Origin of the sequence: Rhodococcus sp. LB1, from assembly GCF_001583455.1 — a bacterium.
GTDB classification, from domain to species: Bacteria; Actinomycetota; Actinomycetes; order Mycobacteriales; family Mycobacteriaceae; genus Rhodococcus_F; species Rhodococcus_F opacus.
The window spans coordinates 1-24,883 of the sequence record NZ_LTCZ01000430.1 but is presented as its reverse complement, the minus strand read 5'-3'; the positions used below and the strand labels follow the sequence as shown (position 1 = coordinate 24,883).

The following is a 24,883-nucleotide window of genomic DNA, read 5'->3' as shown; positions in this document are numbered from 1 at the left end:
TTATAGTCGGCCCGCAAGTAGTGGGTGTGTGGGACGGGGACTGGATGTCGGTACAGGCAGATACTGCGCAAGCGCTCGTCGATGCGGTGTTCGCACTCGGGCGGTCGCTGCGGGCGGTCGTCTCCGCGAGCGGCGAGACCCCGATCCCGCCGGCGCTGACGAGCGTGCTCTTCGTGCTCGCCGCGCGCGGGGAGTGCCGCCAGAACGAACTGGCCGCAGACCTGTGCGTCAGTCAGTCCTCGCTGAGCAGGCAGATTTCCGAACTGGTCGACGCGGGATACGTGTCGCGCGCCGCCGATCCCCACGACAAGCGTGCCTCCCGCATTCGGGTGTCGCCGAACGGGATGGACATTCTGCGCGAGACGACCGAGCGCCGGGCCGAACGGCTGCGCGGCATGCTCGAAGGCTGGTCCCAGGAACAGGCGCTCGCGGCGGTGACGTCGCTGACGCAGCTCAACGACACGTTCGCCGCGTCGGTCCAGCAGCGGGGCCCCCGGGTCTAGACGAGACGCCACCGTACCCGGACGTCGACCCGCGTCGGTTTCTCGCCGCGTTCGACGGCGATCGGGGAGTCGGCCGCCGCGAACGCCTTCGCGACCGGCCGCGGGGACACGTCACCGATGTCGACTTCCGCGATGTCGAGCACCTCGCCCAGCGCACGACGCGACAGCGAGGCGTACTGCTCCGCCTTGGCGAGGGCATCGGCCCAGGCCCGGTCCCGAGCGGTCGCCGTCAGCGCGGCAGGATCGGCGAAGTCGAATTCGAGTCCGCCGAGGCGGATGTCGTCGCCACCCGCGCCGACGCACGCGGCCACCACCTGCGCGGGTGACGATGCGGCCGCCCCGGCCACGCGGACCGTGACCTGCAGCGTCGTCGCGGCGGTGTAGCCCGTCACCTCGCTGCCCCGGCCCTCGGTCCAGGTGGTTTCGGAGTGCACGGAGAGCCCGGTGGTCGCGAGGTCGGGCCCCGAGACGCCGTACCCGCGCAGGGTGTCCGTGACGGCGGTGGTGGACCGGGCGACGGCCTCGAACGCGTCGGCCACCGCGGGACGTGTCGCGGTCACGGTGACGGTGGCGCGGACGAGATCCGGAACCGCCGACACGATTCCGGATCCCCGCACCGTCACCGATCTCTCGGCGTGATCGGTGGCCGCCACCGTCACGACTTACGGTTGTACAGGCGCATCGTCAGCGGTCCGAAGATCACGACGAACCCGGCGCACCACCCGAACACGACGGCGAGATCCGCCAACTCCACCGTCCCGGCCATGAGCCCGCGGATGGACGTCACCAGCTTGCTGATCGGGTTGACGCCGACGAACGCCTGCAGCCAGCCCGGCATGGTCGCGGGGTCGACGAAGATGTTGCTGGCGAATGTCAGCGGGAACAGGATGAACATCGACACACCCATGACCGCCTGCTCGGTGCGCATGAGCATCGCGAACATCGTCCAGATCCAGGACAGGCTGAACGAGAACAGCAACAGCAGGCCGATCGACGCCACCACACCGACGAGACCGCCGTCCGGGCGGAATCCCAGGACGAGCCCGAGGATCAGGACGATGATCGAGGCGATCGTGTAGCGGACGACGTCACCGAGCAGCGCGCCGACGAGCGGGGACGGACGCCAGATCGGGAGCGACCGGAACCGGTCGAACACACCCTTCTCGATGTCCTTGTTGAGCGTCAGCCCGGTGTACATGGTGATCATGACGACCGTCTGCACGAGGATGCCCGGCAGCAGGAACTGTACGTAGGCACTGGTCGAACCGGCCAGCGCGCCGCCGAAGAGGTACGTGAACATCAACGTGAACATGATCGGGAACATCGTCACGTCGAACAGTTGCTCGGGCACGTGCTTGATCTTGAGCAGCGCTCGCCAGCCGAACGAGAGCGAGGTCGACCACGCGGTGGGTCTCGCGGGCCTCGGGCCGGGCATCTTCAGGACGTCGGCGACAGCGGTGGCGGTGTCGGCGGTCCGGTCGGTGGTGGAGGTCATGACGCATGCTCCTCGGTGGGTCGGCCGGTGAGGGAGAGGAAGACTTCGTCGAGGCTCGGTTGCCCCAATGCGAATGTGCTGACGGCGATTCCGGCGTCGTCGAGTGCGGGCAGCGCCCGCGAGACCCGGGCCGGGTCGTCGATACGGGCGGTGAGGGCGGCCGGATCGGCTTCTTCGGTGATCGGCACCTCGAGCACGTCCCGCAGCAGCGCTGCCGCCGCGGGACGGGTGGCGATGTCGGTGACCCGCACGTGCAGGGCACCCGACCCGACGGAGGCCTTCAGTTCACCGGTGGTGCCCTCGGCGATCACCTTGCCGTGGTCGATGACGGCGACCCGGTCGGCGAGTTGATCCGCCTCGTCGAGGTACTGCGTGGTCAGCAGAACCGTCGTGCCGCCGGCCACCAGTGCGCGGACGATCTCCCATACCTGATTGCGACTGCGCGGGTCGAGACCGGTGGTGGGCTCGTCGAGGAAGATCATCTCCGGAGTGACGATGATGCTCGCCGCGATGTCGAGCCTCCGGCGCATGCCGCCGGAGTAGTTCTTCACCTGCCGGTTGCCCGCCTCGTCGAGCCCGAAGGCGGACAGCAGCTGTTCGGACCGGGTGCGGGCCGCCGCGCGGGAGTACCCGTACAGCCGGCCGAGCAGCAGCAGATTCTCGTTGCCCGTCAGATCCTCGTCGAGCGACGCGAACTGTCCCGTGAGGGAGACCTTGCTGCGCACGGCGTCCGGTTCGCTCGCGACGTCGTGCCCCAGCACGGTGGCCGTTCCACCGTCGAGGGGCAGAAGCGTGGCCAGCATCCGGATCGCGGTGGTCTTGCCCGCGCCGTTCGGCCCGAGGACGCCGTACACGCCCCCGAGGGGGACGGCCAGATCCAGGCCGTCGACCGCGTGGGTGGATCCGAACGTCTTGACGAGTCCCGTCGTCTCGATGGCCAGCTTTGTCGCTGTGAGCATTGCACCCTGCTTTCGATTCGAGCGTCGTCGATTCCGAGCCCCAAGCCTGTCCGATTTTTCCGATTCGGGCAATCACTTTCCTGTGGGCGGTCCTCGATCAGGGCCGCAGCAGCGACCGGAGCATCACGTCGAGTTGCTCGTAGGCACCGGCAGCAAGCCGTTCGAGGAGAGCGAGTTTGAGGTCGGGCTCGTGGGCGGCCATGTCGGCGTACCGTTCCGCGGGGAGTACGGCGACGGTGACTTCGGAGTCGGCGCACACGTCGTTGAGGAAGTGCAAGTCGAGCAGCATCGTCATCTCGCCGAAGGTCATGCCCGTCGACAGCGTCATGATCCGGTACACGGCACCCCCGGAATCGGTGACTCTCATGCTGACCCGGCCCGACAGGATCAGAAACAGCCCGCACGCCCGGTCGCCCCGGTGGATGATCTGCTCGTCGCGCGTGAACGTGCGGATATCGAGGTCGCGGGTGAGTCGCCGCAACTGCTCCGGTCGAAGCCCGGCCAGCACCGGATGTTGCGCGACGTCGATCGATGCCGGCTGACGGAGGGCGGCGCAGTGCAGATCGAGGAGGGTGTCCTCTGACCACTGCAATGCGGCTTCGAGGTCGGCGAACACCCGGCCGCTCGCGCCGGTGAGATCCGAATGCGTGTAGCCGAGCAGGGCCGCCGGATCGACGAGGGCGACTGCGCAGCCGCGACGGGTGAGTTCGTCGCGCAGACTGTCGAGCATGCGGCGCGCGATGCCGCCGACGTCGTCCACCCGCCGGACGTCGACCACCACGACCTCGAGCTCGGTCTCGACCCCGCCGATCTCGCGCACCGCGGACTCCGCGCCGGCGAAGAGGAGATCACCGTGCAGCTCGTAGATCCGGCTGCGCTTGCCGACGTCGTCGAGGGCGGCCCGCTCGGCGGGGGTGCGCCGCATCCGCGACGGACTGTCGACGACGGAGTAACTGGCACGGATCGCCGAACGGGCGGCCCGGGTGACATGGAGGAAATGCAACTCCAACTCGGCCGACAACGCCCGGCACGCCTCCACCCCGCGCACGCTGTTGCCGTGCTCGTCGAGGCGCGGCGAGTAGACGGCGATGCCGATCTGACCCGGCAGGACCGCGATGATGCCGCCGCCGACGCCGCTCTTGGCCGGCAACCCCACCTCGTACACCCACTTGCCCGCGGCGTCGTACATGCCGCACGTGGACATCACGCTCAGAACCCGCTCGACGAGGGCCGGGTCGAGAACGGTCTCCCTGGTGACGGGGTTGACGCCGTTGTTCGCCATCGTCGCAGCCATCACGCTCAGGTCCCGGCACGTCACGTCGACGGAACACTGGCGGAAGTAGAGGTCGACCGCCTCGTCCGGGTCGCCGGTGATGATGTCGAACGAGCGCAGCATGTGGCCGATGGCCCGGTTGCGGTGCCCGGTCCGTGACTCGGACTCGTACACCGACCGGTTGAACGTCAGGTCCCGTCCGGCGTACCGGGAGTACGCGGCCCGGATTCGTTCGAACCGGGTGTCCAGGTCCGGCCCGGCCACCAGCGACGCCGCGGTGATCGCCCCGGCGTTGATCATGGGATTGCGCGGTCGCTCCGTCCGCGGGTCGAGGCTGATCTCGTTGAACGGTTCCCCGGACGGTTCGACGTCGATCTTCTCGGCGACGGCGCCGGACCCGCGATCGGCGAGCGCCAGGGCATACGTGAACGGTTTCGAGATGGACTGGATCGTGAACGGCAGACGGGTGTCGCCGACCTCGTACACGAAGCCGTCCACGGTGGCGATGCAGATTCCGAACGAGTCGGGGGCGACCGCGGCGAGTTCGGGAATGTAGTCGGCGAGCTCGCCGCTGCGGTTCTCCCGGGTTGCGGCGAAGACTTTCCCGATCAGCGCGTCCACGACGGTGCTCATGAGTCGACCCTAGAGGCTGTTCACGACGCTGTCGGGTGTTCCGAGGGGCCCGTCCGGCGGCACAATTGTGTGAAGCCGGTCACGGCCGTGGCCGGGATGCCCGAGGACGAACCCGCGATACGGGGCCGCACCGGCCCATACCGTGTGTCCCGCACTCCGGCGGCTCCGTAGACTGGTTCCACTGTGACGTGACACGAAGCCACGGCAGAGGCACGCAAGGCGGCGTGCATCACGGAGGGAGCGATCTCGTTGGGTGTTCTTGCCCGTATCCAGACGCCTGACGATCTTCGTCAGCTGAATTCGACGGAGATGAAGCAGCTCGCCGCGGAGATTCGTGAGTTCCTCGTGCAGAAGGTCGCGGCGACCGGTGGGCATCTCGGCCCCAACCTGGGCGTCGTCGAACTGACCCTCGCGTTGCACCGCATCTTCGAGTCGCCCGCCGACCCGATCATCTTCGACACGGGCCACCAGGCGTACGTCCACAAGATCCTCACCGGCCGCAAGGACGATTTCGACTCGCTCCGCAAGCAGGGTGGCCTGTCCGGGTACCCGTGCCGGGCGGAGAGCGACCACGACTGGGTCGAGTCCTCGCACGCATCGGCGTCGCTGTCGTACGCGGACGGCCTCGCGAAGGCCTTCGAGCTGACCGGTCAGGACCGCCACGTCGTGGCCGTCGTGGGTGACGGCGCGCTGACCGGAGGCATGTGCTGGGAGGCCCTGAACAACATCGCGGCAGGCAAGGACCGCTCGGTGGTCATCGTCGTCAACGACAACGGCCGCTCGTACGCGCCGACCATCGGTGGTCTCGCCGACCACCTCGCCGCCCTCCGCCTCCAGCCGGGATACGAGCGCATCCTCGACAGCGGCCGCCGGATGGTGAAGAAACTTCCGTGGGTGGGCCGAACCGCCTACTCGGTCCTGCACGGCATGAAGGCGGGTCTCAAGGACGCCGTGGCCCCGCAGGTGATGTTCACGGACCTCGGCATCAAGTACCTCGGGCCGGTCGACGGACACGACGAGGCCGCACTCGAATCCGCGCTGCGCCGCGCGAAGGCGTTCGGTGGCCCGGTCATCGTCCACGCCGTCACCCGCAAGGGCATGGGTTACGCGCCCGCCGAGAACCACGTGGCCGATCAGATGCACTCGACCGGCGTGATCGACCCGATCACGGGTAAGTCGACCGGGTCGGCGTCCGCCGACTGGACGTCGGTGTTCTCGGCCGAGCTGATCGATCAGGCGAGCCACCGGCAGGACATCGTGGCGATCACCGCGGCGATGGCGGGCCCGACCGGTCTCGCCGCGTTCGGCGAGAAGTATCCCGACCGGATGTTCGACGTCGGGATCGCCGAGCAGCACGCCGTGACGTCGGCGGCCGGCCTCGCCCTGGGGGGTCTGCACCCGGTGGTCGCGGTCTATTCGACGTTCCTCAACCGCGCGTTCGATCAGCTGCTGATGGACGTGGCGTTGCTGAAACTTCCCGTCACCCTCGTTCTCGACCGCGCGGGTATCACCGGCAACGACGGCGCCAGCCACAACGGCATGTGGGACATGTCGCTGCTCGGCATCGTCCCCGGTATGAAGGTCGCGGCTCCCCGCGACACTGCCACCCTGCGGGAGGAACTGGACGAAGCGCTGGCCGTCGACGACGGCCCGACCGCGCTCCGGTTCCCGAAGGGCACGGTCTGCGACGACGTCCCCGCGCTGAGCCGCGTGGACGGTGTCGTCGACATCCTTCGCGCCCCCTCCGGGCGGAACGACGTGCTCATCGTGTCGGTCGGCGCGTTCGCCGGTCTCGCGCTCGCCGCGGCGGAACGCCTGGAACAGCAGGGCATCTCGGCGACCGTCGTCGACCCGCGGTGGGTTCTGCCGGTCCCGGAGTCGCTGGTGAAGCTCGCCGAGGACTACACGATGGTCGTCACCGTCGAGGACAGCGGGCTGCACGGCGGTGTCGGTTCCACCGTGTCCGCCGCGCTGCGGTCGGCCGGGGTCGACGTCCCCTGTCGTGATCTCGGTGTTCCGCAACGGTTCCTCGACCACGCGTCGCGCGCGCAGATCCACGCCGAGCTGGGCCTCACCGCGCAGGACGTCGCCCGGCAGATCACCGGATGGTTCGCCGGCCTCGGGAACCTGCGCCCCGAGCAGCAGAACGGTGTCGTCGCCGACCTCGATGCGCAGCGCGCGGAGAAAAGCGGACAGTAGTACCGGGCGCCCCACACAGAAATCCGGCCGAATCGCACTGTGATTCGGCCGGATCCGTTCGTGCCTGGGTCAGGTGTGCATCTCCTCGAGCTCCATCCCCTTCGTCTCCCGGACCTTCGACCGGACGAAGAAGAAGGACAGCAACGCGAAGAACGCGAACAGTCCGTACAGGAACCACAGCCCCACCGAGCGGGTGAGAGGCGGGAACGACAGCGTGACCGTGAAGTTCGCGATCCAGTTCGCCGCCGTGCTGATGCCGAGTGCGTAGGCGCGCATGTTGTTGGGGAACATCTCGCCCAGCATCACCCACATGACCGGGCCCCAGGTGGAGGCGAAGAAGATCACGAACAGGTTGGCGCCGATCAGCGCGACCGCCCCCCACGGGCTGGGGAGCACGACGTCGTCGCCGCTGCCCGTCGCCTGGGAGAAGGCGATTGCGGCCATGAGCAGGCTCACGAACATGCCGAGCGAGCCGACCATGAGCAGGATGCGCCTGCCGATCCGGTCGACGAACAGGATGGCGACGAACGTCATGCCCACATTGATGATCGCGGTGATCACCGACGTGGTGAACGACTCGTTCTCGGTGAAGCCCACCGACTTCCAGAGCGTGGTGGAGTAGTAGAAGATCGCGTTGATACCCACGAACTGCTGGAAGATGGCCATGAAGATGCCGACCCAGACGATCGGCTGCAGCCCGAACTTCGGGCCGCGAATATCGTCGAACGACGCCGTCGACTCGTGGCGGAGGGTCAGCCGGATCTCGGAGACGCGCTCCTGCGGGTCGACTTCGCCGGTGATGTTCGCGAGGATGTCGGCCGCTTCCTGATCGAGGTGCTTGCCGACCAGGTAGCGGGGTGACTCGGGGATCATCAGTGCGAGAATGCCGTACACGACCGCGGGGACCACACCGACGATGAACATCCAGCGCCAGGCCTCGAGGTTCAGCCACAACTCGTTGGAGGCGCCGCCCGCGGCGTTCTGCAGCACCGCGTCCGACAGCAGCGCGGCGAAGATGCCGAGTGTGATGGCCAACTGCTGCAGCGACGCCAACGCGCCGCGGTAGCGGGCCGGCGCGATCTCCGAGATGTATGTGGGCGCAATGACCGACGCGATACCGATGCCGAGACCGCCGAGGACGCGCCACAGCATCAGGTCGGGGACGCTGAACGCGAGACCCGCTCCGAGCGAGGACACGACGAACAGCACCGAACCGAGCAGCATCACTTTCTTGCGGCCCCAGCGGTCCGCGAGGCGACCCGCAAACCATGCGCCCACAGCACATCCGAGCAGAGCGATCGCCACGGCGAAGCCGGTGAAGAACGACCCCAGCTCGAAGTGGTCCTGGATGGAGTCGACGGCGCCGTTGATGACCGAGCTGTCGAAACCGAAGAGAAATCCACCGACCGCGGCGGCGACAGTGACGCCGATGACCTTCGCGGTGTGTCTTTCGGACATCTGCGTCATCGCATACCTGCTTTCGGCGAGCGTTCCTGATGCGGGCACAGCGGAAATTCGTGTCTCGGATTACGCTACGCCCGACACCGCCTGTCAGGCGGGAGTTCAGGCACCCGCTTTCTTCGCGGCCTCGCTCAGCTGAGGTGTCAGCTTGTCCAGAACCCACGGTGTCGCGAGAACGCTGGTCTGGCTGAGCCCCGAGATGATCTTCGTGTCCGACAGCGCGACCGCGGTTCCACGCCCGATGGCACCGAGATTCGCGTAGGCCGGGTTCGCGCCAACGGTGGTGTTCTCCGGGACGAACGCGACCACGACGTCGGCGTCCACATCGGAGATGTTCTCCACGGAGATGTCGGCGAAGAACTTGTCCGGATCATTGGCCGCAGCCAGCTTCTGCACGCCGGGTGACACGGTGAACCCGAGCTGGGTCAGCACCTGGACACGGGGATCGGAGGGCATGTAGACGTTGACCGTCGCGGCGTCGGTGTCGAAGTTGATCACCGAGATCGTCTTGCCGGCGAACTCGGGGTGTGCGGCGGCGGTCTGGGCGAGGGTGTCGTCGAGACCGGCCACCAGCTGCTCCGCCTCGGCGCTCTTGCCGAGTGCCTGTCCGACCAGCGTGGTCTGGTCCTGCCACGTGGTCTGCCACGCCTTGTCCGGGTACGCCACCGTGGGGGCGATCCCCGACAGCTTCTCGTACGTCGCCTGGTCGAATCCCTCGTACGGGGCGAGGACGACATCGGGCGCCAGCGAGGCGACGCCCTCGATGGGGGTGGACGTGGCCGTGTCGAGCAACGTGGTCCGGGACGGATCGAATCGGTCCTGCAGCCAGGGCATCACACCGTTCGCCTCGGCGCCGTACGTGTACTTCGGCATCCCGACCGGTGTCTCGCCTAGTGCGTAGACGACGTCCTGGGCGTTCCATCCGAGCGTGACGATGCGTTCGGGCGCCGCGTCGAGGGTGGTCGATCCGAACGTGTTCTCGATCGTGACGGGGAACCCCTCACCGGACGCTGCCGTGCTGCCTCCGCTGTCGCCGGACGAGCACGCGGCGAGGAAGAGGGACGAACTGGCCACGGCGAGTGCGACGGCGAGCTGACGTCTGGCGGTGGGTGCGAACACGGCAACGACTCCTTCGGGACGAAAACAGAAGGTAAGCCTAACCTAGACTTGATCTCTCGACGGGCGGACGTCGCGACTTCGAATCACCCTGATTGAAACTTCCCGGCCCGGCCCGGCCTGGCGCATTAGCGGGTCGCTGCCGTGTTTCCGCTGGTGAGGCGTTCCGGTCCCGCCGCGGACCCGGCCGATTCGCGGGGTCGCCCCGAGCGGCCGTTCGCGGCGACTCCGGGCCCCGCCGACTGCCGTTAGCGTTTGTCTTCGTCCAGCTCACACGCACTATCGACGAAGGAAACCACGGTGGTGAATCCGACTCCCCTCCAGACGGCGTCGCGCAGTTCCCGCGCGGACCATGCGCGCAGATTCGCCGACCTGCTCCGTCAGCAGATCCACGCGGACTCCTTCGCCGAGCGCGGATTGCCGTCGGAATCGGAGTTGGCCGAAGAGTTCGGCGTGTCGCGCAATGCGGTACGCGACGGACTGGCGCTGCTGAAGCAGGAGGGGCTCATCGACCGGGCCCCGCGCGTGGGAACGCACGTGGCGCAGCGCAAGTACGACCACGGTCTCGACGCCCTGCTCGGGCTGAAGGAGACGCTCAAGGGGCACGGCGACGTCCGCAACGACGTCCGCGCCGCCCTGGAGATCAGCCCGCCGCCCGCCGTCGCCCGCCGCCTGCAGCTGGAGCCGGGCGAACCCGCCGTCTACATCGAGCGGGTGCGCTACCTCGGCGACCTGCCGCTCAGCCTGGACCTTACCTACCTCGTTCCCGACATCGGAGCCGAGATCCTCGGCCACGACCTCGAAACCAACGACGTGTTCGCGCTGATCGAGGAGGTGTGCGGCCAGCCCCTCGGCTCCGCCGATCTGGCGATCGAATCGGTGAACGCCGACGCCCATTCCGCCGCGAACCTCCAGACGCCCGAGGGTGCGGCGCTCCTGTTGCTCGAACGCCTCACCCGGCTCGTCGACGGACGTCCCGTCGACCTTGAATACATCCGCATGCGCGGTGACCGAATCACCATGCGCAGCAGCCTCGTCCGCCGACCCGACATCACGAACTGGGAGCTCACCTCATGACCTTGGTCAATCAACGAGCCGACGTACCCGTCACCATCGACGAGTCGCTGTGCATCGAGGGCTGCACCCTGTGCGTCGAGATCTGCCCGCTCGATTCGCTGGCCATCAACCCGGAGAACGGCAAGGCCTTCATGCACGTCGACGAATGCTGGTACTGCGGGCCCTGCGCGGCTCGCTGCCCGACCGGCGCGGTCACCGTGAACATGCCGTACCTCCTCCGCTGAGCGAAAGACCACACAGATGAAGCGACGCTCTTCCACCTTCGCGATCGCCGCCGCGGCACTGACACTCGTGGCGACCAGTTGCTCGCTCGAACCCTCCGCCGACGACGGTGACGCGGTCACGCTCGTGATCGGGTACCAGTCCAAGACGATCAACACCGTCACCGCCGGAACGCTGCTGCGCGCACAGGGATACCTCGAACAGCGCCTGCAGGACGTGACCGAGCAGACCGGGACGAAGTACTCCGTCGAATGGCAGGACTACGACACCGGGGCGCCGATCACCGCCCAGATGGTGGCCGAGAAGATCGACATCGGATCGATGGGCGACTACCCCATGCTGATCAACGGCTCCCGCACCCAGGCGAACCCGCGCTCGAAGACGGAGATCGTCTCGGTCACCGGCTACAACCCCGAGGGCGCACTGAACATGGTGGTGGTGCCACCGAATTCACCGGCGACCACACTCGGCGACCTGGCCGGCAAGAAGGTGTCCGCGAGCGTCGGCTCCGCAGGCCACGGCACCCTCGTCCAGGCGCTCGACCGCGCCGGAATCGACCCGGGTACCGGCGTCGAAGTGCTCAACCAGCAGCCGCAGGTCGGATCCTCGGCCCTGGAATCCGGTCAGGTGGCGGCGCTGTCCCAGTTCGTGGCCTGGCCCGGACTTCTCGTCTTCCAGGACAAGGCCAAGCTGCTGTACGACGGCGCCGAACTCCGAACCCCGACCCTGCACGGTGTGGTGGCCCGTGAGGCGTACGCGGACGAACACCCCGAAGTTCTCGACGCGTTCCTCCGGGCGCAGCTCGACGCCACGCGGTTCGTCCAGACGCAACCGCTCGAGGCGTCGCGGATCGTGGCCGACGCGAGCGGCCTGCCGCAGGAGGTCGTGTACCTGTACAACGGCCCGGGCGGCACGTCGTTCGACACCACCCTCAAGCCCGGGCTGATCGATGCGCTGAAGAACGATGTGCCGTACCTGAAGTCGATCGGCGACTTCGCCGACCTCGACGTCGACGGTTTCGTGAACGACGCTCCGCTCCGGTCCGCGTTCGAGGCCGACGGGCAGGACTACGACGCCACGCTCGCGTCCACGGCCAACCCGACGTCGGTCACCGGCACCGATCCCGTGTGCGCCACCGCCCCGGGCGATCCGGCACTGGCCGGGGAGGTCTGGTTCGACGGCGCCACCGGGACGCAACCGGCCGCGAACCCGACGTGCCTGCTCCGGGCGGTCAAGCAGGCCCGGGCCGAGGGACGCGCCGTGCGCGCCGCCTACGTTCCCGACGCCGAACTGGGCACCCGGTGGTTCGCGGACAAATCGGTGTGGGTGCGCGACGGCGACAACTTCCTGCCCTTCACCACCGGCGCCGCGGCAGACCGCTACCTGCGCGCGCATCCCACGGGTGGCGTGGTCACGTACGACCGCGCGGTCGAGGAGGTGCGGCAGTGACCACCCTGCAACAGTCCACGGTCCTGTTCGACACCGAAGCCGCTGCCGAAGAACATGATCCGGCATCGACGCGCCGGCGAACCTCGCCGTGGCGGTCACGCCTCGTACGAATCACGTCCGTGATCGCGGCAATCGTCGCGTGGCAGTTGCTGACCGCCAACGACGTGCGGGTGTGGCTGCGGTTCGACACGCTCCCCACCGTCACCGACGTCGTGTCCGCGTTCGGAACCCAGCTGCAGAGCGACCTGTTCTACCTCGACCTCGGGCAGTCGCTGATCCGCATCCTCAGCGGATTCGGACTCGCGACTGTGGTCGGTGTGGCCACCGGAATCGCCCTCGGCAGATCGGAACTGTTCGCCGACGTCCTCGGTCCGCTGACGGAACTCGCGCGGCCGATCCCCGCCATCGCGGTGGTACCCGTCGCGATCCTGCTGTTTCCCAGCGACGAGGCCGGCATCGTGTTCATCACGTTCGTTGCCGCGTTCTTCCCGATCATGGTGAGCACCCGGCATGCCGTCCGGGCCCTCCCGACGTTGTGGGAGGACTCGGTGCGCACGCTCGGCGGCGGACGCTGGGACGTGCTGTCCCGGGTGGTGCTGCCCGGAATCCTGCCCGGCGTGTTCGGTGGACTCTCGGTCGGAATCGGGGTGGCGTGGATCTGCGTGATCTCCGCCGAGATGATCTCCGGCAGGCTCGGTGTCGGGTACCGCACCTGGCAGGCGTACACGATCGTCGACTATCCCGGCGTCTTCGTCGGCATGATCACTATCGGCATCCTCGGATTCGCGACGTCCGGCGCAGTCGAACTGCTCGGCAGGCGCGTCACCCGCTGGCTGCCACGAGGGGAGCGCGCATGACCGCCACCGCAGTGCCGTCCGTGACCGCCGGCATGTCGCTGGTCCTCGACGACGTCACCCTGTCCTACACCGGGAACCCCGTCATCCGTTCGCTGTCGCTGACCGTGGTCCCCGGCGAGATCCTCGTGCTCACCGGGCCTTCGGGGTGCGGCAAGTCCACCGTGCTGCGCGCGTTGGCCGGCCTGCTGCCGCCCGATTCGGGCCGCGTCGTCGCCGACGGCGCGGCGGTGGAGTCGACGTCCCGGGACCGGGCCGTCGTCTTCCAGGACAACGCGCTCCTCCCGTGGCGCACGGTGCGCTCGAACATCGAGCTGGCCCTCGCGCTCCGCGGCGAACCCCGCAAGGGACGCCGTGAGACCGCCGATCGCTGGATCGCGGAGGTCGGTCTGACCGGGTTCGGCGACTTCCTGCCCAAGAACCTGTCCGGCGGCATGCGGCAACGAGTGCAGTTGGCGCGCGGCCTCGCCGGGGCTCCGCGGGCCGTGATGATGGACGAGCCGTTCGGCGCCCTCGACACGCAGACCCGCGGCGTCATGCAGCGACTGCTCGTCGACACGTGGAGTACTCACCCGACCACCGTGGTGTTCGTGACCCACGACGTGGACGAGGCGGTGCTGCTCGGTGATCGCGTCGCGGTGCTCGGCCGGGCCGGCGAGCCGCTGCGGGCGCTCGTCGACATCCCGCACCCCCGGGACCGCGACCACCTCGACCACCCCGACACCCGTGCCGCGCGCGCCGACGTGCTCGCCGCACTGAACCACACTTCGGAGACCTGATGGACATCCCCGACCTCGCCGACACCGTCCGTCTCGATTGCGACGTGCTCGTGATCGGTGGCGGCACCGCCGGCACGATGGCGGCACTGACCGCCGCCGAGAACGGCGCGAACGTGCTCCTGCTCGAGAAGGCGCACGTGCGCCATTCCGGCGCGCTCGCAATGGGAATGGACGGCGTCAACAACGCCGTCATCCCCGGCAAGGCCGAACCCGAGGACTACGTCGCCGAGATCACCAGAGCCAACGACGGGATCGTCAACCAGCGCACCGTGTACCAGACGGCGACCCGCGGTTTCGCGATGGTGCAGCGCCTCGAGAAGTACGGCGTGAAGTTCGAGAAGGACGAGTACGGCGAATACGCGGTCCGCCGGGTGCACCGCTCCGGCTCGTACGTGCTGCCGATGCCCGAGGGCAAGGACGTGAAGAAGGCTCTCTACCGGGTGCTGCGGCAGCGGAAGATGCGGGAGAAGATCCGCATCGAGAACCGCCTGATGCCCGTCCGGGTGCTGACGGAGAACGGCCGCGCCGTCGGGGCCGCGGCGCTGAACACCCGCACCGGTGAGTTCGTCGCGGTCGGGGCGAAGGCGGTGATCCTCGCGACCGGTCCGTGTGGCCGGCTCGGGCTCCCGGCATCGGGGTACCTCTACGGCACGTACGAGAACCCGACCAACGCCGGTGACGGCTACTCGATGGCCTATCACGCGGGAGCCGAACTGAGCGGCATCGAATGCTTCCAGATCAACCCGCTGATCAAGGACTACAACGGCCCGGCGTGCGCGTACGTCGCGAACCCGTTCGGCGGTTACCAGGTGAATGCCGAGGGGGAGAGGTTCGTCGACTCCGACTACTGGTCGGGGCAGATGATGAGCGAGGTCAAGAGCGAGATCGAATCCGCTCGCGGGCCCATCTATCTCAAGGTCAGCCACCTCCCGGAGGAAACCCTCGACACGCTCGAGTCGATCCTGCACACCACTGAACGCCCCACCCGCGGCACGTTCCACGCGAACCGCGGCCACAACTACCGCAGCCACGACATCGAGATGCACATCTCCGAGATCGGCTTGTGCAGCGGGCATTCCGCGTCCGGGGTGTGGGTGGACGAGCACGGCGCGACCACCGTCCCCGGCTTGTACGCGGCAGGCGACCTCGCCTGCGTCCCCCACAACTACATGATCGGCGCATTCGTGTACGGCGACCTCGCCGGATCGCACGCCACCGGCACCCTGCCCGACGTCGAGGCGCCGACCGCGCTGCCCGCAGAGCAGCTGGCCGCCGCGCACGAGCTGATCTACCGGCCGCTGCGCAACCCGGACGGGCCGCCGCAGCCGCAGGTCGAGTACAAGCTGCGCCGCTTCGTCAACGACTATGTCGCGCCGCCGAAGACGGCGACGAAGCTGTCGATCGCCGTCGAGACGTTCGAACGGATGGCAGGGGAGATCGCCGGGATGGGCGCGACCACCCCGCACGAACTGATGCGCTGCGCGGAGGTCACGTTCATCCGGGACTGCGCGGAAATGGCGTCCCGCAGCTCCCTCACCAGAACCGAAAGTCGCTGGGGGCTCTACCACGAACGGGCGGACCTCCCGGAGCAGCGGGACGACGAATGGGGATACCACCTGAATCTGCGGCGCGGCGAGAACGGCGACATGGAATTCCTCAAGCGCCCCGTCGAGCCGTACTTCGTGCCGGTGCCCGGACTCGATTCCCTTCCGCCGGTGGACCGGACGGTCGTACCCGTCGCGCAGCCGCCACTGGTCGGGGGGCGTGCCCCGGTGGAGGAGCGCTCGCGCATCGCCGCGCCGGTCCGGCAGGAGCCGTCGTCACCGGCCATCGTCGCGGTCCTCGGACTCGACGCGCCGAGCGTCGCCGAGCTTGCACCGTATCTGGGCGACGCCGACCCGCAGGTCCGCGTCACGGCACTCTCGGTGCTGACGGAAGGAACCCCCGACGGATTCGGGACGGCCCTCGTCGACGCCCTCGGCGACGGTGCGGTGACGGTGCGCCGCGCTGCCGCCGACGGCCTGCGCGAACTCGTCGAGGTGCTGCCGTCCGCCGACGGACTGGCCGACCACCTGGGGTCGGGTGACGCCGTGGTCCGGTCCGCCGTGGTCGACGTTCTGCGCGCGTTGCACGCCGGTTCGGCGGAGCAGTTCCTGACGGCGCTGTCCGACGGTGATCACCACGTCCGGATCGAAGCGGTGCGGGCACTGGTGTCGCTGGACCGGTGGGAGTCGGTGGCGGCGGGCGCGCACGACGAGAACCGGGAAGTGCGGATCACCGTCGCGCACGGCCTGGCCACCATCGGGCTCGGCGGTGTCGACACCGTGCGCTCACTGGCCGGCGACCGCGATCCGCTGGTACGCGCCGCCGCGCTCACGGCGTTCGCGAGTCTGGGCTGCACCGGCGACGACGTGACCCTTGCGACGGCGGCGCTGCGGGAGTCGGCCTGGCAGATCCGGCAGGGCGCTGCGCGGGCACTCGCCGGAGCGGACCCCGAGGTCGCGGTGCCCGCGCTGGCGGACGCCCTGACGGATGCGCACCTCGATGTGCGCAAGGCCGCCGTCCTCGCACTCGGCCGGTGGCCGGGCGACCGCGCCGCCGTCGGCGCGCTCACCACTGCGCTCGAGGACACGGACGCCGACGTGCGGGCGTACGCCCGCCAGGCGCTCGCCGCCGCCGATCACGTCCCCGTGTCCTGAGCAGGTGAGTGGCAATGTGTGCCGGGGCACACATTGCCACTCACCTCCGGGTCAGACGCTCGCGACGCCCGGTGCCAGGAACCGCTTGCCGTTGACGGCCTCGGACGTGCCGGTGCGGTCCAGGTACGGCGTGATACCACCGTTCCAGAAGCCGAATCCGCCGCCCAGGATCAGGCAGAGGTCGATGTCCTCGGCCGCGGCGACGACACCCTCGTCGAGCATGATCTGGATCTCTTCGGCGAACGCGCGACGCGTGCGATCCAGAACCTCTTCGGACGTGGACGCCTTGTCGCCCTGCTTCCACAGTTCGGCGACCTCGGGGTCGACGACCTGCTTGCCGTCGGCGCCGTAGCTCCACACCGCCGACTTCTTGGCCTCGACCAGCGCCTCGAGTCCGGGGGAGTTGTGGAAGCGCTCGGGGTACGCCTCGGCGAGGGTCTCACCGGTGTGCAGCGCGACCGCAGGCCCGACGAGGGCCAGCAGGGTGAACGGGGTCATCGGCATGCCGAGTTCGGCGATGGCGTTGTCGGCCACCTCGAACGGGGTGCCCTCGTCGACCGCGTTCATGACCTCACCGAGGGTGCGGATCAGGAGTCGGTTGAAGACGAACCCGGGCAGGTCGGCGGAACCGACGGCCGACTTCTTGAGCGCCTTGGCGGTGGCGAATGCCGTTGCCAGCGTGGCGTCGTCGGTCTTCTCGCCCTTGATGACCTCGAGCAGGGGCAGCACGGCGACCGGGTTGAAGAAGTGGAAGCCGACCACCCGCTCGGGGTGCTTCAGGTCCGCGGCCATCTTGGTGATCGACAGCGAGGACGTGTTCGTCGCCAGGATGGTCTCGGGGGCGACGTGCTCCTCGAGTTCCGCGAAGATCTTCTTCTTCAGATCGAGGTTCTCGAACACGGCCTCGATCACGAAGTCGGTCTTCGCGAACGCGGCCTTGTCCAGCGAGCCGGACACGAGACCCTTGAGGCGGTTCGCCGCGTCCGGCGACAACCGGCCCTTGCCCTGCAGCTTGTCGATCTCGCCGTGGACGTAGCCGACACCCTTGTCGATGCGCTCCTGGTCGATGTCGGTGAGGATGACCGGCACCTTGAGCTGGCGGACGAACAGCATCGCGAGCTGGCTGGCCATCAATCCGGCACCGACGATGCCGACACCCGTCACCTTGCGGGCGAGGGACTTGTCCGGTGCGCCGGCGGGACGCTTGGCGCGCTTGTTCACCAGGTCGAACGCGTACAGGCCTGCGCGGAGCTCGTCCGCGAGCAGCAGATCGGCGAGCGCCTCGTCCTCGGCGGCGAAGCCCTTGTCGAGCGACGCGGGATCGGTGAGATCGGTGGTCCGGGCCAGCTCGAGGAGCTCGACGGCCTTGACCGGTCCGGGGGCGTTGTTCTTGGTCTTGCCCTCGACGACGGCCTTCGCGCGGGCGATCGCGTCGTCCCAGCCCTTGCCCCGGTCGATCTCGGGACGCGTGGGGGTGATCTCGCCGGCCAGGACCTGCGCGGCCCAGGCGAATGACTGCTCGAGGAAGTCGGCCGAACCGAACACCGCGTCGACGACGCCGAGTTCGAGGGCCTTCTTCGGGGTGAGCGTCTTGTTCTGGTTCAGCGCGTTCTCGAGGACGACGGTGACCGCGTTCGAGGGGCCGATGAGGTTGGGCAGCAACTGCGTTCCGCCCCAGCCCGGCACCAGTCCGAGGAACGTCTCGGGCAGACCCAGGGCGCCCGCGCTCTCGGATGCGGTGCGGTAGTGGCTGTGCAGCGCGACCTCGAGTCCGCCGCCGAGTGCGACGCCGTTGACGAACGCGAACGTCGGCACGGACGATTCGCGCAGCCGGCGGAACACCTTGTGGCCGAGCCGGCCGAGTTCGAGCGCCTGGTCACGGTTCGTGATGCTCGGAACACCCTTGAGGTCCGCGCCGGCGGCGAAGATGAAGGGCTTGCCGGTGATCGCGATCGCGACGGGATGGGCCGCGAACGCCTCGTCCAGTGCGGCGTCGAGCGCCTTCAGGCCGCCCGGGCCGAACGACGACGGCTTGGTGTGGTCGAAACCGTTGTCGAGGGTGATCAGCGCGACCGGGCCCTCGATGCCGGGTACGGCGACGATCTTGGTGTACGCGTTGGTCACGACCTCGTCGGCGAATGCCGTTGCAATGTCGGTCATCTACTTGGCTCCATCGAAGTTCGGGTTCTCCCAGATCACGGTTCCGCCCATGCCCAGACCGATGCACATGGTGGTCAGGCCGTAACGGACGTCGGGGCGCTGGGCGAATTGGCGGGACAGCTGGGTCATCAGGCGGACACCGGAGGACGCGAGGGGGTGGCCGCATGCGATGGCGCCGCCCCACTGGTTGACGCGCGGATCGTCGTCGGCGATGCCGTAGTGCTCGAGGAACGCGAGGACCTGGACGGCGAAGGCCTCGTTGATCTCGAACAGACCGATGTCCTCGATCTTCAGGCCGGTGCGGGCAAGCAGCTTCTCGGTGGCCGGCACCGGGCCGATGCCCATGACTGCGGGGTCGACGCCCTGGAACGCGAATCCGACCATGCGCATGCCGATCGGCAGTCCGAGTTCGAGCGCGGTGTCCTCACCGGCGAGGAGGGCGGCGGTCGCACCGTCGTTCAGACCGGCCGCGTTACCCGCGGTGATCCGACCCGCGGGACGGAACGGCGTCTTCAGCTTGCCGAGGTCCTCGAGCGTGGTGCCCGGACGCGGCGGCTCGTCCTCGGTGGCCAGCCCCCAGCCGGCGGCGGAGCGGGTGGCGACGGGCACGAGGGTGTCGGCGATGAAGCCGGCCTTGCGGGCTGCCTCGTACTTGTTCTGGCTCGCGACGGCGTACGCGTCGGTGCGGTCCTTGGTGATGGTCGGGAACCGGTCGTGCAGGTTCTCGGCCGTGTTGCCCATGACGAGCGCGCTGGGGTCGACGAGGCGATCGGCGAGGAACCGGGGGTTCGGGTCTGCGCCCTCGCCCATCGGGTGACGGCCCATGTGCTCGACGCCGCCGGCGATCACCACGTCGTACTGGCCGAAGCCGATGCCCGACGCGGTGGTGGTGACGGACGTCATGGCACCGGCACACATGCGGTCGATGGCGAAACCGGGGACGGTCTCGGGAAGTCCGGCCAGGATCGCGGAGGTGCGGCCGATGGTGAGACCCTGATCGCCCGTCTGCGTGGTCGCGGCGATGGCGACCTCGTCGATGCGCGCGGGGTCGAGCTGCGGATTACGGCGAAGCAGCTCGCGGATGGTCTTGACGACGAGGTCGTCCGCGCGGGTCTCCGCGTAGATGCCCTTGGGGCCGGCCTTGCCGAACGGAGTGCGGATGCCGTCGACGAACACGACGTTGCGTTGAGTTGTGGTGGATGGAGCCACGCGAATTCCTCCTGATGGAGCAGTTTGGTTCCGGATCACGGCCAGGCGTCCGGCCTCCAGACCAGCGTACCCCTATCGTTACTCGCGGGTAACTTAATGGGTACCTCATCGGGAATTCACGCGCTCACCCCGCGTGTCGGTGCTGTCGGTCAGGTGCCGCCGGAGCCCTTCTGCTCGGCGGCGGAGAGCAGTGCGCTCGCCAGCGCGGGCACGGTCAGCGTCCGCTGCCAGGGGCGGGCACCGCCCGCGTCGAGCACCCGGTCGATCGCCGTCTCGACCTCGCCGTCCTCGGGGGCCGACCAGTCCCAGCACAACCTGCGGACGAGTTCCGGGGTCACCAGGTTCTCCACCGGCACCGACACCTCCGCGCCGAGGGCGGCCAGCGCGGCGCGGGCAGCCGTCAGCCGTTCGGCGGCCTCGGGGTCGTGTCGCGCCCACCGGCTCGCCGGCGGCGGTCCCGTGAACGGCGGGGTCTTCGGAGGAAGTGCGGTGTCCGGCAGTGCCCGGGCATCCTCGAGCGCCTGCAGCCAGATCCGGGAGTGCCGCCGCTGGCGGGGACCGCCGAACACGGGCAGCGCCCGGAGCGCCTCGATGCTCCGGGGGTCCTTGGTCGCCGCGTCGATGATCGCCGAATCCGGCAGGACCCGGCTGGGGGAGACGTCCCGTTTGCGGGCGAGGTCCTCGCGGGCCTGCCACAGGGAGCGTGCCGCGGCGAGTTGCCGCTGCGTCTTCAGCGACGTGATGTGCGACGTCCGCCGCCAGCGGTCGGCCTTGGGCTTCGGTGGCCCCGCGAGCCGGATGTGCTCGAACTCCTGTGCAGCCCACCCGCTCTTGCCCTGCTCGTCGAGTTCCGCGGCCATCACGTTCCGCAACTCGACCAGAACCTCGACGTCGAGGGCTGCGTAGTTCAGCCAGGAATCGGGCAGCGGCCGCTTCGACCAGTCGGCGGCGCCGTGGCCCTTCCGGAGTTCGAGGCCCAGCGTCCGCTCGACGATCGCGGCGAGACCGACCCGTTCGAACCCGGCGAGGCGCCCCGCCAGTTCGGTGTCGAACAGGGTCGCCGGCGCCAGACCGATCTCCGCGAGCCCCGGCAGATCCTGGTCGGCGGAGTGCAGGATCCACTCCAGCGGATTGATCACCTCCGCCAGCGGGGCGAGATCGGCGGCGGTGGGGATCGGGTCGAGGAGCACCGTGCCCGCACCCTCCCGGCGCAGCTGCACGAGATACGCCCGCGCCGAATAGCGGAAGCCGGACGCCCGCTCGGCGTCGACCGCCAGCGGCCCGGTGCCCTCGCTCAGCGCGGCCGCGGCCTTCGCGACACCCTCCGCCGTGGTCACGACGTCGGGCACGCCGTCCCGGGGTGCGAGCAGGGGAACGATCTGCCGGCCGGGCTCTTCGGCGGGGCCGGGTGACGAGGCGTCGTCGGTGACTTCGGACATGACAGCTGACTCTACGTCGCTTCGGGATTCCCGCAGCGCACCGGCGGGTTCACGTCCGGTTCCCCGCGGCCGCGACGAGCTCGTCCAACGCCGCGGGAAACGCGTCGACGAGGTCCCAGAGGTGGGGTGCCAGTTCCGGGCAGCTCATCAGGCCGACGTCGAGCTGACCGTTCAGTGACATCACCGTCACGTTGAGCCCGGCGCCGTGGAAGATCGGTCCCAGCGGATACATCGCCTTGATCAGCGCGCCCAGGAAGTACAGCGGGACCGACGGTCCGGGCACGTTGGAGATGACCAGGTTGTGGACCACCGGATGCCGCTCCGCCAGGCCGAGGGTCGAGTAGAGGCGCATGGCGGTGCCGAACACAGCCTGCCCGGCGAACTGGGACCAATCCTGCAGCAGGCTCGCGCCGAGGGTTTCGTTGTGTTCCTTCGAGGTCGAGTTGTGTTCGCCGATCGCCAGCAGGCGTTCGGCCGGATCCTCGATCTGGGTGCCGAGCTGGGTGAACATGCCCGACACCTGGTTGGTGCCCGGGCGGTCCGACTTTCCGTGTACCGACACCGGGACGATGGCGACGAGCGACTTGTCGGGCAGCTCCCGGCGGTGCTGCAGGTACTTCCGCAGCGCGCCCGAGCACAGCGCGAGCACCACGTCGTTGACCTTGACGTCGAACGCGTCCTTGACCGTCTTGACCTTCTCGAGGTCGAGCTGGGTGAACGCGAGATTGCGGTGACTGGTCAACGTGCCGTTCAGGGACGTGCGCGGCGCGGTGAACGGTGCGGGCATCGCCTCGCCGCGGCGGGCCCGGCCGATCCAGCGGGGTAGCAGAGTCAGGCTCTGCGGGACGATCCTGAGGAGTTTCGCGGGCCGGGACGCGACCGCGAGCAGCCCGCCCACGGCGATGTCGAGTGTGCTCGCCTGCCCCGCGCTCTCGGCGGAGTCGTCGGGGTCTGGGCGTGGTGCGTCCGGTTCGAGGCCGCACAGCTGGGCCATCATGTTGGCGCCGGTGATGCCGTCGACCCCGGCGTGGTGCATCTTCGACATCACGGCGACGGAACCGTCCTCGAGGCCCTCGATCACCCACATCTCCCACAGCGGCCGGGCACGGTCGAGGGGAATGCCTGCGATGTCGCCGCACAGCTCGGCCAGCTCGTCGCGGCCGCCGGGAGCGGGGAGCGCGACACGATGGCAGTGCCGGTCGATGTCGAAGTCGGTGTCCTCGACCCACACGGGGTGGTCGAGGTTGAACTTCGAGTCCTGCAGCTTGCGCCGGAACGAGGGAATCGCCTCGGTGCGCGCGCCGAGCTCCGCCTTGAGCTGGGCGAACGTGTAGCCGCCCGGAACCGTCGAGACGTCGAGGATGATGACTCCGCAGACGTGGAGGAGTTGCGTCGACGTTTCGAGATAGAGGAAGGACGCGTCGAGACCGCTGAGTCGCTGCATGGTCCGATACTAGAACACGTTCTAGAAGTAGGTCCATCGAATCATGGAACTGCGAGGTCGACGGCGCGCCGGGCCCCGGGTGATGGCCCACCGCCTCGTTCTCGATCCGGCGCCCGCGGGCCGGGGCGGGCAACCGATCGATTAGAACATGTTCTACGGTTGGGGGTATGACCCGAGGCTTCGTTCTCCGGCAGGCCGTCGGCGCGGCACTCGCCGCCAACGCCCTGCGTCCCCTGCCCGGTGCGCCCACGTCGGTGGTCGCGTTCTTCTCGGGGTGGCTCACTACCGAAACCGCGCCGCACCTGCTCGCCGTGACCGCGGCCGACGCCGCCCAGCACGCCGCGCGTCACGGAACACGGACCCGAAGCGACCGCATCGGGCTGGCGCTGGCCGCCGCATCCGCCGCCGGGCTCGCCGCCGTGATCGCCACCGGCCGGGGCGCCGGAGCGGAAGCCGAATCCGCTCTCGTCGAGACGCTCGGCGAGAACTACACCGACCGCGACACTGCCATCGAACACCCGGGGCGACCCGTGTGGCGGCAACTCCTCAACCCGTTCTGGATGCGCAACAAGGCGGTCACCCGGGTCCGCAACCTCGCGTACGGGCCGGGCGGGCGCCGGGCCCGCCTCGACATCTATCACCGGCAGGATGTGCCGTCGAAGAGTCCGGTCCTCCTGCAGATCCACGGCGGGGGATGGGTGATCGGGAACAAGGATCAACAGGGTCTGCCGCTCATGCTGGAGATGGCCTCGCGGGGGTGGGTGTGCGCGGCCGTCAACTACCCGCTGTCGCCGAAGGCGAAGTGGCCCGAACACCTGATCGCGATCAAGCAGGCCCTGGCCTGGCTCCGGGAGCACGTCGAGGAATACGGCGGCAACCCCGACTTCATCGCCGTCACAGGTGGTTCCGCGGGCGGCCACCTCGCCGCCATGGTGGGACTCACCGCGAACGACAGCCACCTGCAGCCGGGGTTCGAGGACGTCGACACCTCGGTCCAGGCGTGTGTCCCGTACTACGGCGTCTACGACTTCGCCGGCGACACCGGCATCAAGGCCGTCCTCCAGCGCGTGCACTCCGGACTGATGCCGATGGTGCTCGGCAAGCAGGCCACGTTCCCCGACGACTACCGGGCGGCGTCGCCGCTGGCGCACCTGCGGGCGGACGCACCGCCGTTCTTCGTGATCCACGGCACGAGCGATTCGCTCATTCCCGTCGCCGAGGCGCGGATCTTCGTCGACGAACTGCGGCAGGTGTCGGACAGCCCCGTCGTCTACGCGGAATTGAAGGGCGCGCAGCACGCGTTCGACGTGTTCCCCTCGATCCGCAGCATCTCCGTCACCCAGGCGGTCGGACGATTCCTGGAATGGTCGCGCAGCGCCACCACCGACGTGCCCTCGGCGGGCACCGAATCGGCCTGACTACTCGTCGCCCAGCGTCCGCAGCTGGGACACCCCGGCGGGCGGCAGACCGGCCGCATACGCCAGTACCTCGCAGAACGCCTCGACGTGCGTGGCCAGTTCGACCGACGTCGCCGTCCACGACGCGCGCAGTTCCAGCTGATGCGCATGCGGGGGACCGGCGATGTCGCCGTAGCGCACCGACGTCGTCGCGGTCACCGTCCCGCCGAGCGCGTTGAGCGGTTCGTGGCGCGATTCGAGTGCGTCGACGAGCCAGCTCCACGCCACCTCGGGAAGCAGGGGGTCGGACGCCACGGCGGCGTCGAGGTCGGCCTGAATGTAGGCGACCAGCCGCATGGTGCCGTTCCAGGCCTCGTCGCCCTCGGGGTCGAACAGGAGGATCAATCTGCCGAACGCGTCACCCTCGCTCTGTTCGGCGACGACCCCGGTGTCCTCGTGCACGACCTCTGCGCCGACGGCGTAGCTGTACGGCGCGAGCCGTTGCGGGGGCCGGA

General features: G+C 68.8%; 20 protein-coding genes. 9 read left to right on the top strand and 11 right to left on the bottom strand.

Translation table 11 applies throughout. From position 1 onward, the window contains the following. Window positions 1-44: 44 nt before the first annotated feature. Window positions 45-503: a MarR family winged helix-turn-helix transcriptional regulator gene (locus AZG88_RS44910; protein ID WP_005240874.1), complete on the top strand. Its 459-nt coding sequence runs from the start codon at window positions 45-47 to the stop codon at window positions 501-503. Here AZG88_RS44910 and AZG88_RS44905 read toward each other — a convergent pair. The 4 genes from AZG88_RS44905 to glsA all read right to left on the bottom strand — a co-directional run bounded on the left by AZG88_RS44905 (window position 500) and on the right by glsA (window position 4,863). Further along, a complete protein-coding gene (locus AZG88_RS44905) occupies window positions 500-1,162 on the bottom strand; it encodes an SIMPL domain-containing protein (protein WP_025432408.1) in 663 nt (220 codons plus the stop codon). The genes AZG88_RS44910 and AZG88_RS44905 overlap by 4 nt on opposite strands. Then, window positions 1,159-1,998: an ABC transporter permease gene (locus AZG88_RS44900; protein ID WP_005240878.1), complete on the bottom strand. Its 840-nt coding sequence runs from the start codon at window positions 1,996-1,998 to the stop codon at window positions 1,159-1,161. Before AZG88_RS44900 ends, AZG88_RS44905 begins: the two co-directional genes overlap by 4 nt. After that, entirely contained in the window at window positions 1,995-2,957 is a 963-nt protein-coding gene (locus tag AZG88_RS44895; RefSeq protein WP_005240880.1) for a daunorubicin resistance protein DrrA family ABC transporter ATP-binding protein, read from the bottom strand. Before AZG88_RS44895 ends, AZG88_RS44900 begins: the two co-directional genes overlap by 4 nt. 97 nt (window positions 2,958-3,054) lie before the next feature. Next, the gene (glsA, locus tag AZG88_RS44890) at window positions 3,055-4,863 is read right to left on the bottom strand and encodes a glutaminase A (RefSeq protein ID WP_061701308.1); all 1,809 of its coding nucleotides are present in this window, start codon (window positions 4,861-4,863) and stop codon (window positions 3,055-3,057) included. 249 nt (window positions 4,864-5,112) lie between these two features. On the opposite strand from glsA, the gene dxs reads away from it, so the two are divergent. Continuing rightward, on the top strand, window positions 5,113-7,062 hold the full coding sequence (gene dxs, locus AZG88_RS44885; protein ID WP_061701307.1) for a 1-deoxy-D-xylulose-5-phosphate synthase: 1,950 nt from the start codon (window positions 5,113-5,115) through the stop codon (window positions 7,060-7,062). A gap of 69 nt (window positions 7,063-7,131) precedes the next feature. Here the strand turns inward: dxs and AZG88_RS44880 are convergent, their stop codons facing one another. Together AZG88_RS44880 and AZG88_RS44875 are read right to left on the bottom strand one after the other, a co-directional pair. Then, entirely contained in the window at window positions 7,132-8,529 is a 1,398-nt protein-coding gene (locus tag AZG88_RS44880) for a sugar porter family MFS transporter (protein ID WP_005240899.1), read from the bottom strand. Between the two features lie 96 nt (window positions 8,530-8,625). Beyond that, on the bottom strand, window positions 8,626-9,642 hold the full coding sequence (locus AZG88_RS44875; RefSeq protein WP_061701306.1) for an iron-siderophore ABC transporter substrate-binding protein: 1,017 nt from the start codon (window positions 9,640-9,642) through the stop codon (window positions 8,626-8,628). 297 nt (window positions 9,643-9,939) lie between these two features. Between AZG88_RS44875 and AZG88_RS44870 the strand changes: the two genes are divergently transcribed. The 6 genes from AZG88_RS44870 to AZG88_RS44845 are packed head-to-tail and all read left to right on the top strand — an operon-like array spanning window position 9,940 to window position 16,719. Next, window positions 9,940-10,716 carry a GntR family transcriptional regulator gene (locus AZG88_RS44870; protein WP_025432410.1) on the top strand — a complete coding sequence of 259 codons (777 nt, stop codon included), beginning with the start codon at window positions 9,940-9,942 and terminating at the stop codon, window positions 10,714-10,716. Continuing rightward, window positions 10,713-10,940 (top strand): 4Fe-4S dicluster domain-containing protein, encoded by a 228-nt coding sequence (locus AZG88_RS44865; protein WP_005240903.1) that lies wholly within the window; start codon window positions 10,713-10,715, stop codon window positions 10,938-10,940. Before AZG88_RS44870 ends, AZG88_RS44865 begins: the two co-directional genes overlap by 4 nt. Before the next feature lie 16 nt (window positions 10,941-10,956). Then, complete coding sequence (locus AZG88_RS44860; RefSeq protein ID WP_061701305.1) at window positions 10,957-12,387, top strand: ABC transporter substrate-binding protein; 1,431 nt, start codon at window positions 10,957-10,959, stop codon at window positions 12,385-12,387. Next, complete coding sequence (locus tag AZG88_RS44855) at window positions 12,384-13,244, top strand: ABC transporter permease (RefSeq protein ID WP_061701304.1); 861 nt, start codon at window positions 12,384-12,386, stop codon at window positions 13,242-13,244. Before AZG88_RS44860 ends, AZG88_RS44855 begins: the two co-directional genes overlap by 4 nt. Next, a complete protein-coding gene (locus AZG88_RS44850) occupies window positions 13,241-14,020 on the top strand; it encodes an ABC transporter ATP-binding protein (RefSeq protein ID WP_061043009.1) in 780 nt (259 codons plus the stop codon). Before AZG88_RS44855 ends, AZG88_RS44850 begins: the two co-directional genes overlap by 4 nt. After that, window positions 14,020-16,719, top strand: coding sequence for a fumarate reductase/succinate dehydrogenase flavoprotein subunit (locus AZG88_RS44845; RefSeq protein ID WP_061701303.1), 2,700 nt, complete (start codon window positions 14,020-14,022; stop codon window positions 16,717-16,719). Before AZG88_RS44850 ends, AZG88_RS44845 begins: the two co-directional genes overlap by 1 nt. Window positions 16,720-16,770: 51 nt before the next feature. Here the strand turns inward: AZG88_RS44845 and AZG88_RS44840 are convergent, their stop codons facing one another. The 4 genes from AZG88_RS44840 to AZG88_RS44825 all read right to left on the bottom strand — a co-directional run bounded on the left by AZG88_RS44840 (window position 16,771) and on the right by AZG88_RS44825 (window position 22,971). Continuing rightward, window positions 16,771-18,879 (bottom strand): 3-hydroxyacyl-CoA dehydrogenase NAD-binding domain-containing protein, encoded by a 2,109-nt coding sequence (locus AZG88_RS44840; protein WP_061701302.1) that lies wholly within the window; start codon window positions 18,877-18,879, stop codon window positions 16,771-16,773. After that, complete coding sequence (locus AZG88_RS44835; RefSeq protein WP_005240909.1) at window positions 18,880-20,088, bottom strand: thiolase family protein; 1,209 nt, start codon at window positions 20,086-20,088, stop codon at window positions 18,880-18,882. It abuts the gene before it with no gap. A 149-nt stretch (window positions 20,089-20,237) separates the two neighbouring features. Next, window positions 20,238-21,527 (bottom strand): ribonuclease D, encoded by a 1,290-nt coding sequence (locus AZG88_RS44830; protein ID WP_005240910.1) that lies wholly within the window; start codon window positions 21,525-21,527, stop codon window positions 20,238-20,240. Between the two features lie 49 nt (window positions 21,528-21,576). Beyond that, window positions 21,577-22,971 (bottom strand): WS/DGAT/MGAT family O-acyltransferase, encoded by a 1,395-nt coding sequence (locus tag AZG88_RS44825; protein ID WP_061043013.1) that lies wholly within the window; start codon window positions 22,969-22,971, stop codon window positions 21,577-21,579. Window positions 22,972-23,138: 167 nt separating this feature from the next. Here AZG88_RS44825 and AZG88_RS44820 point away from each other — a divergent pair, with 167 nt between their 5' ends. After that, the gene (locus AZG88_RS44820; protein ID WP_061701301.1) at window positions 23,139-24,389 is read left to right on the top strand and encodes an alpha/beta hydrolase; all 1,251 of its coding nucleotides are present in this window, start codon (window positions 23,139-23,141) and stop codon (window positions 24,387-24,389) included. Here AZG88_RS44820 and AZG88_RS44815 read toward each other — a convergent pair. Further along, a partial coding sequence (locus AZG88_RS44815; protein WP_061701300.1) for a DUF3000 domain-containing protein occupies window positions 24,390-24,883 on the bottom strand: 494 nt, incomplete at its 5' end. It lies immediately after the preceding gene.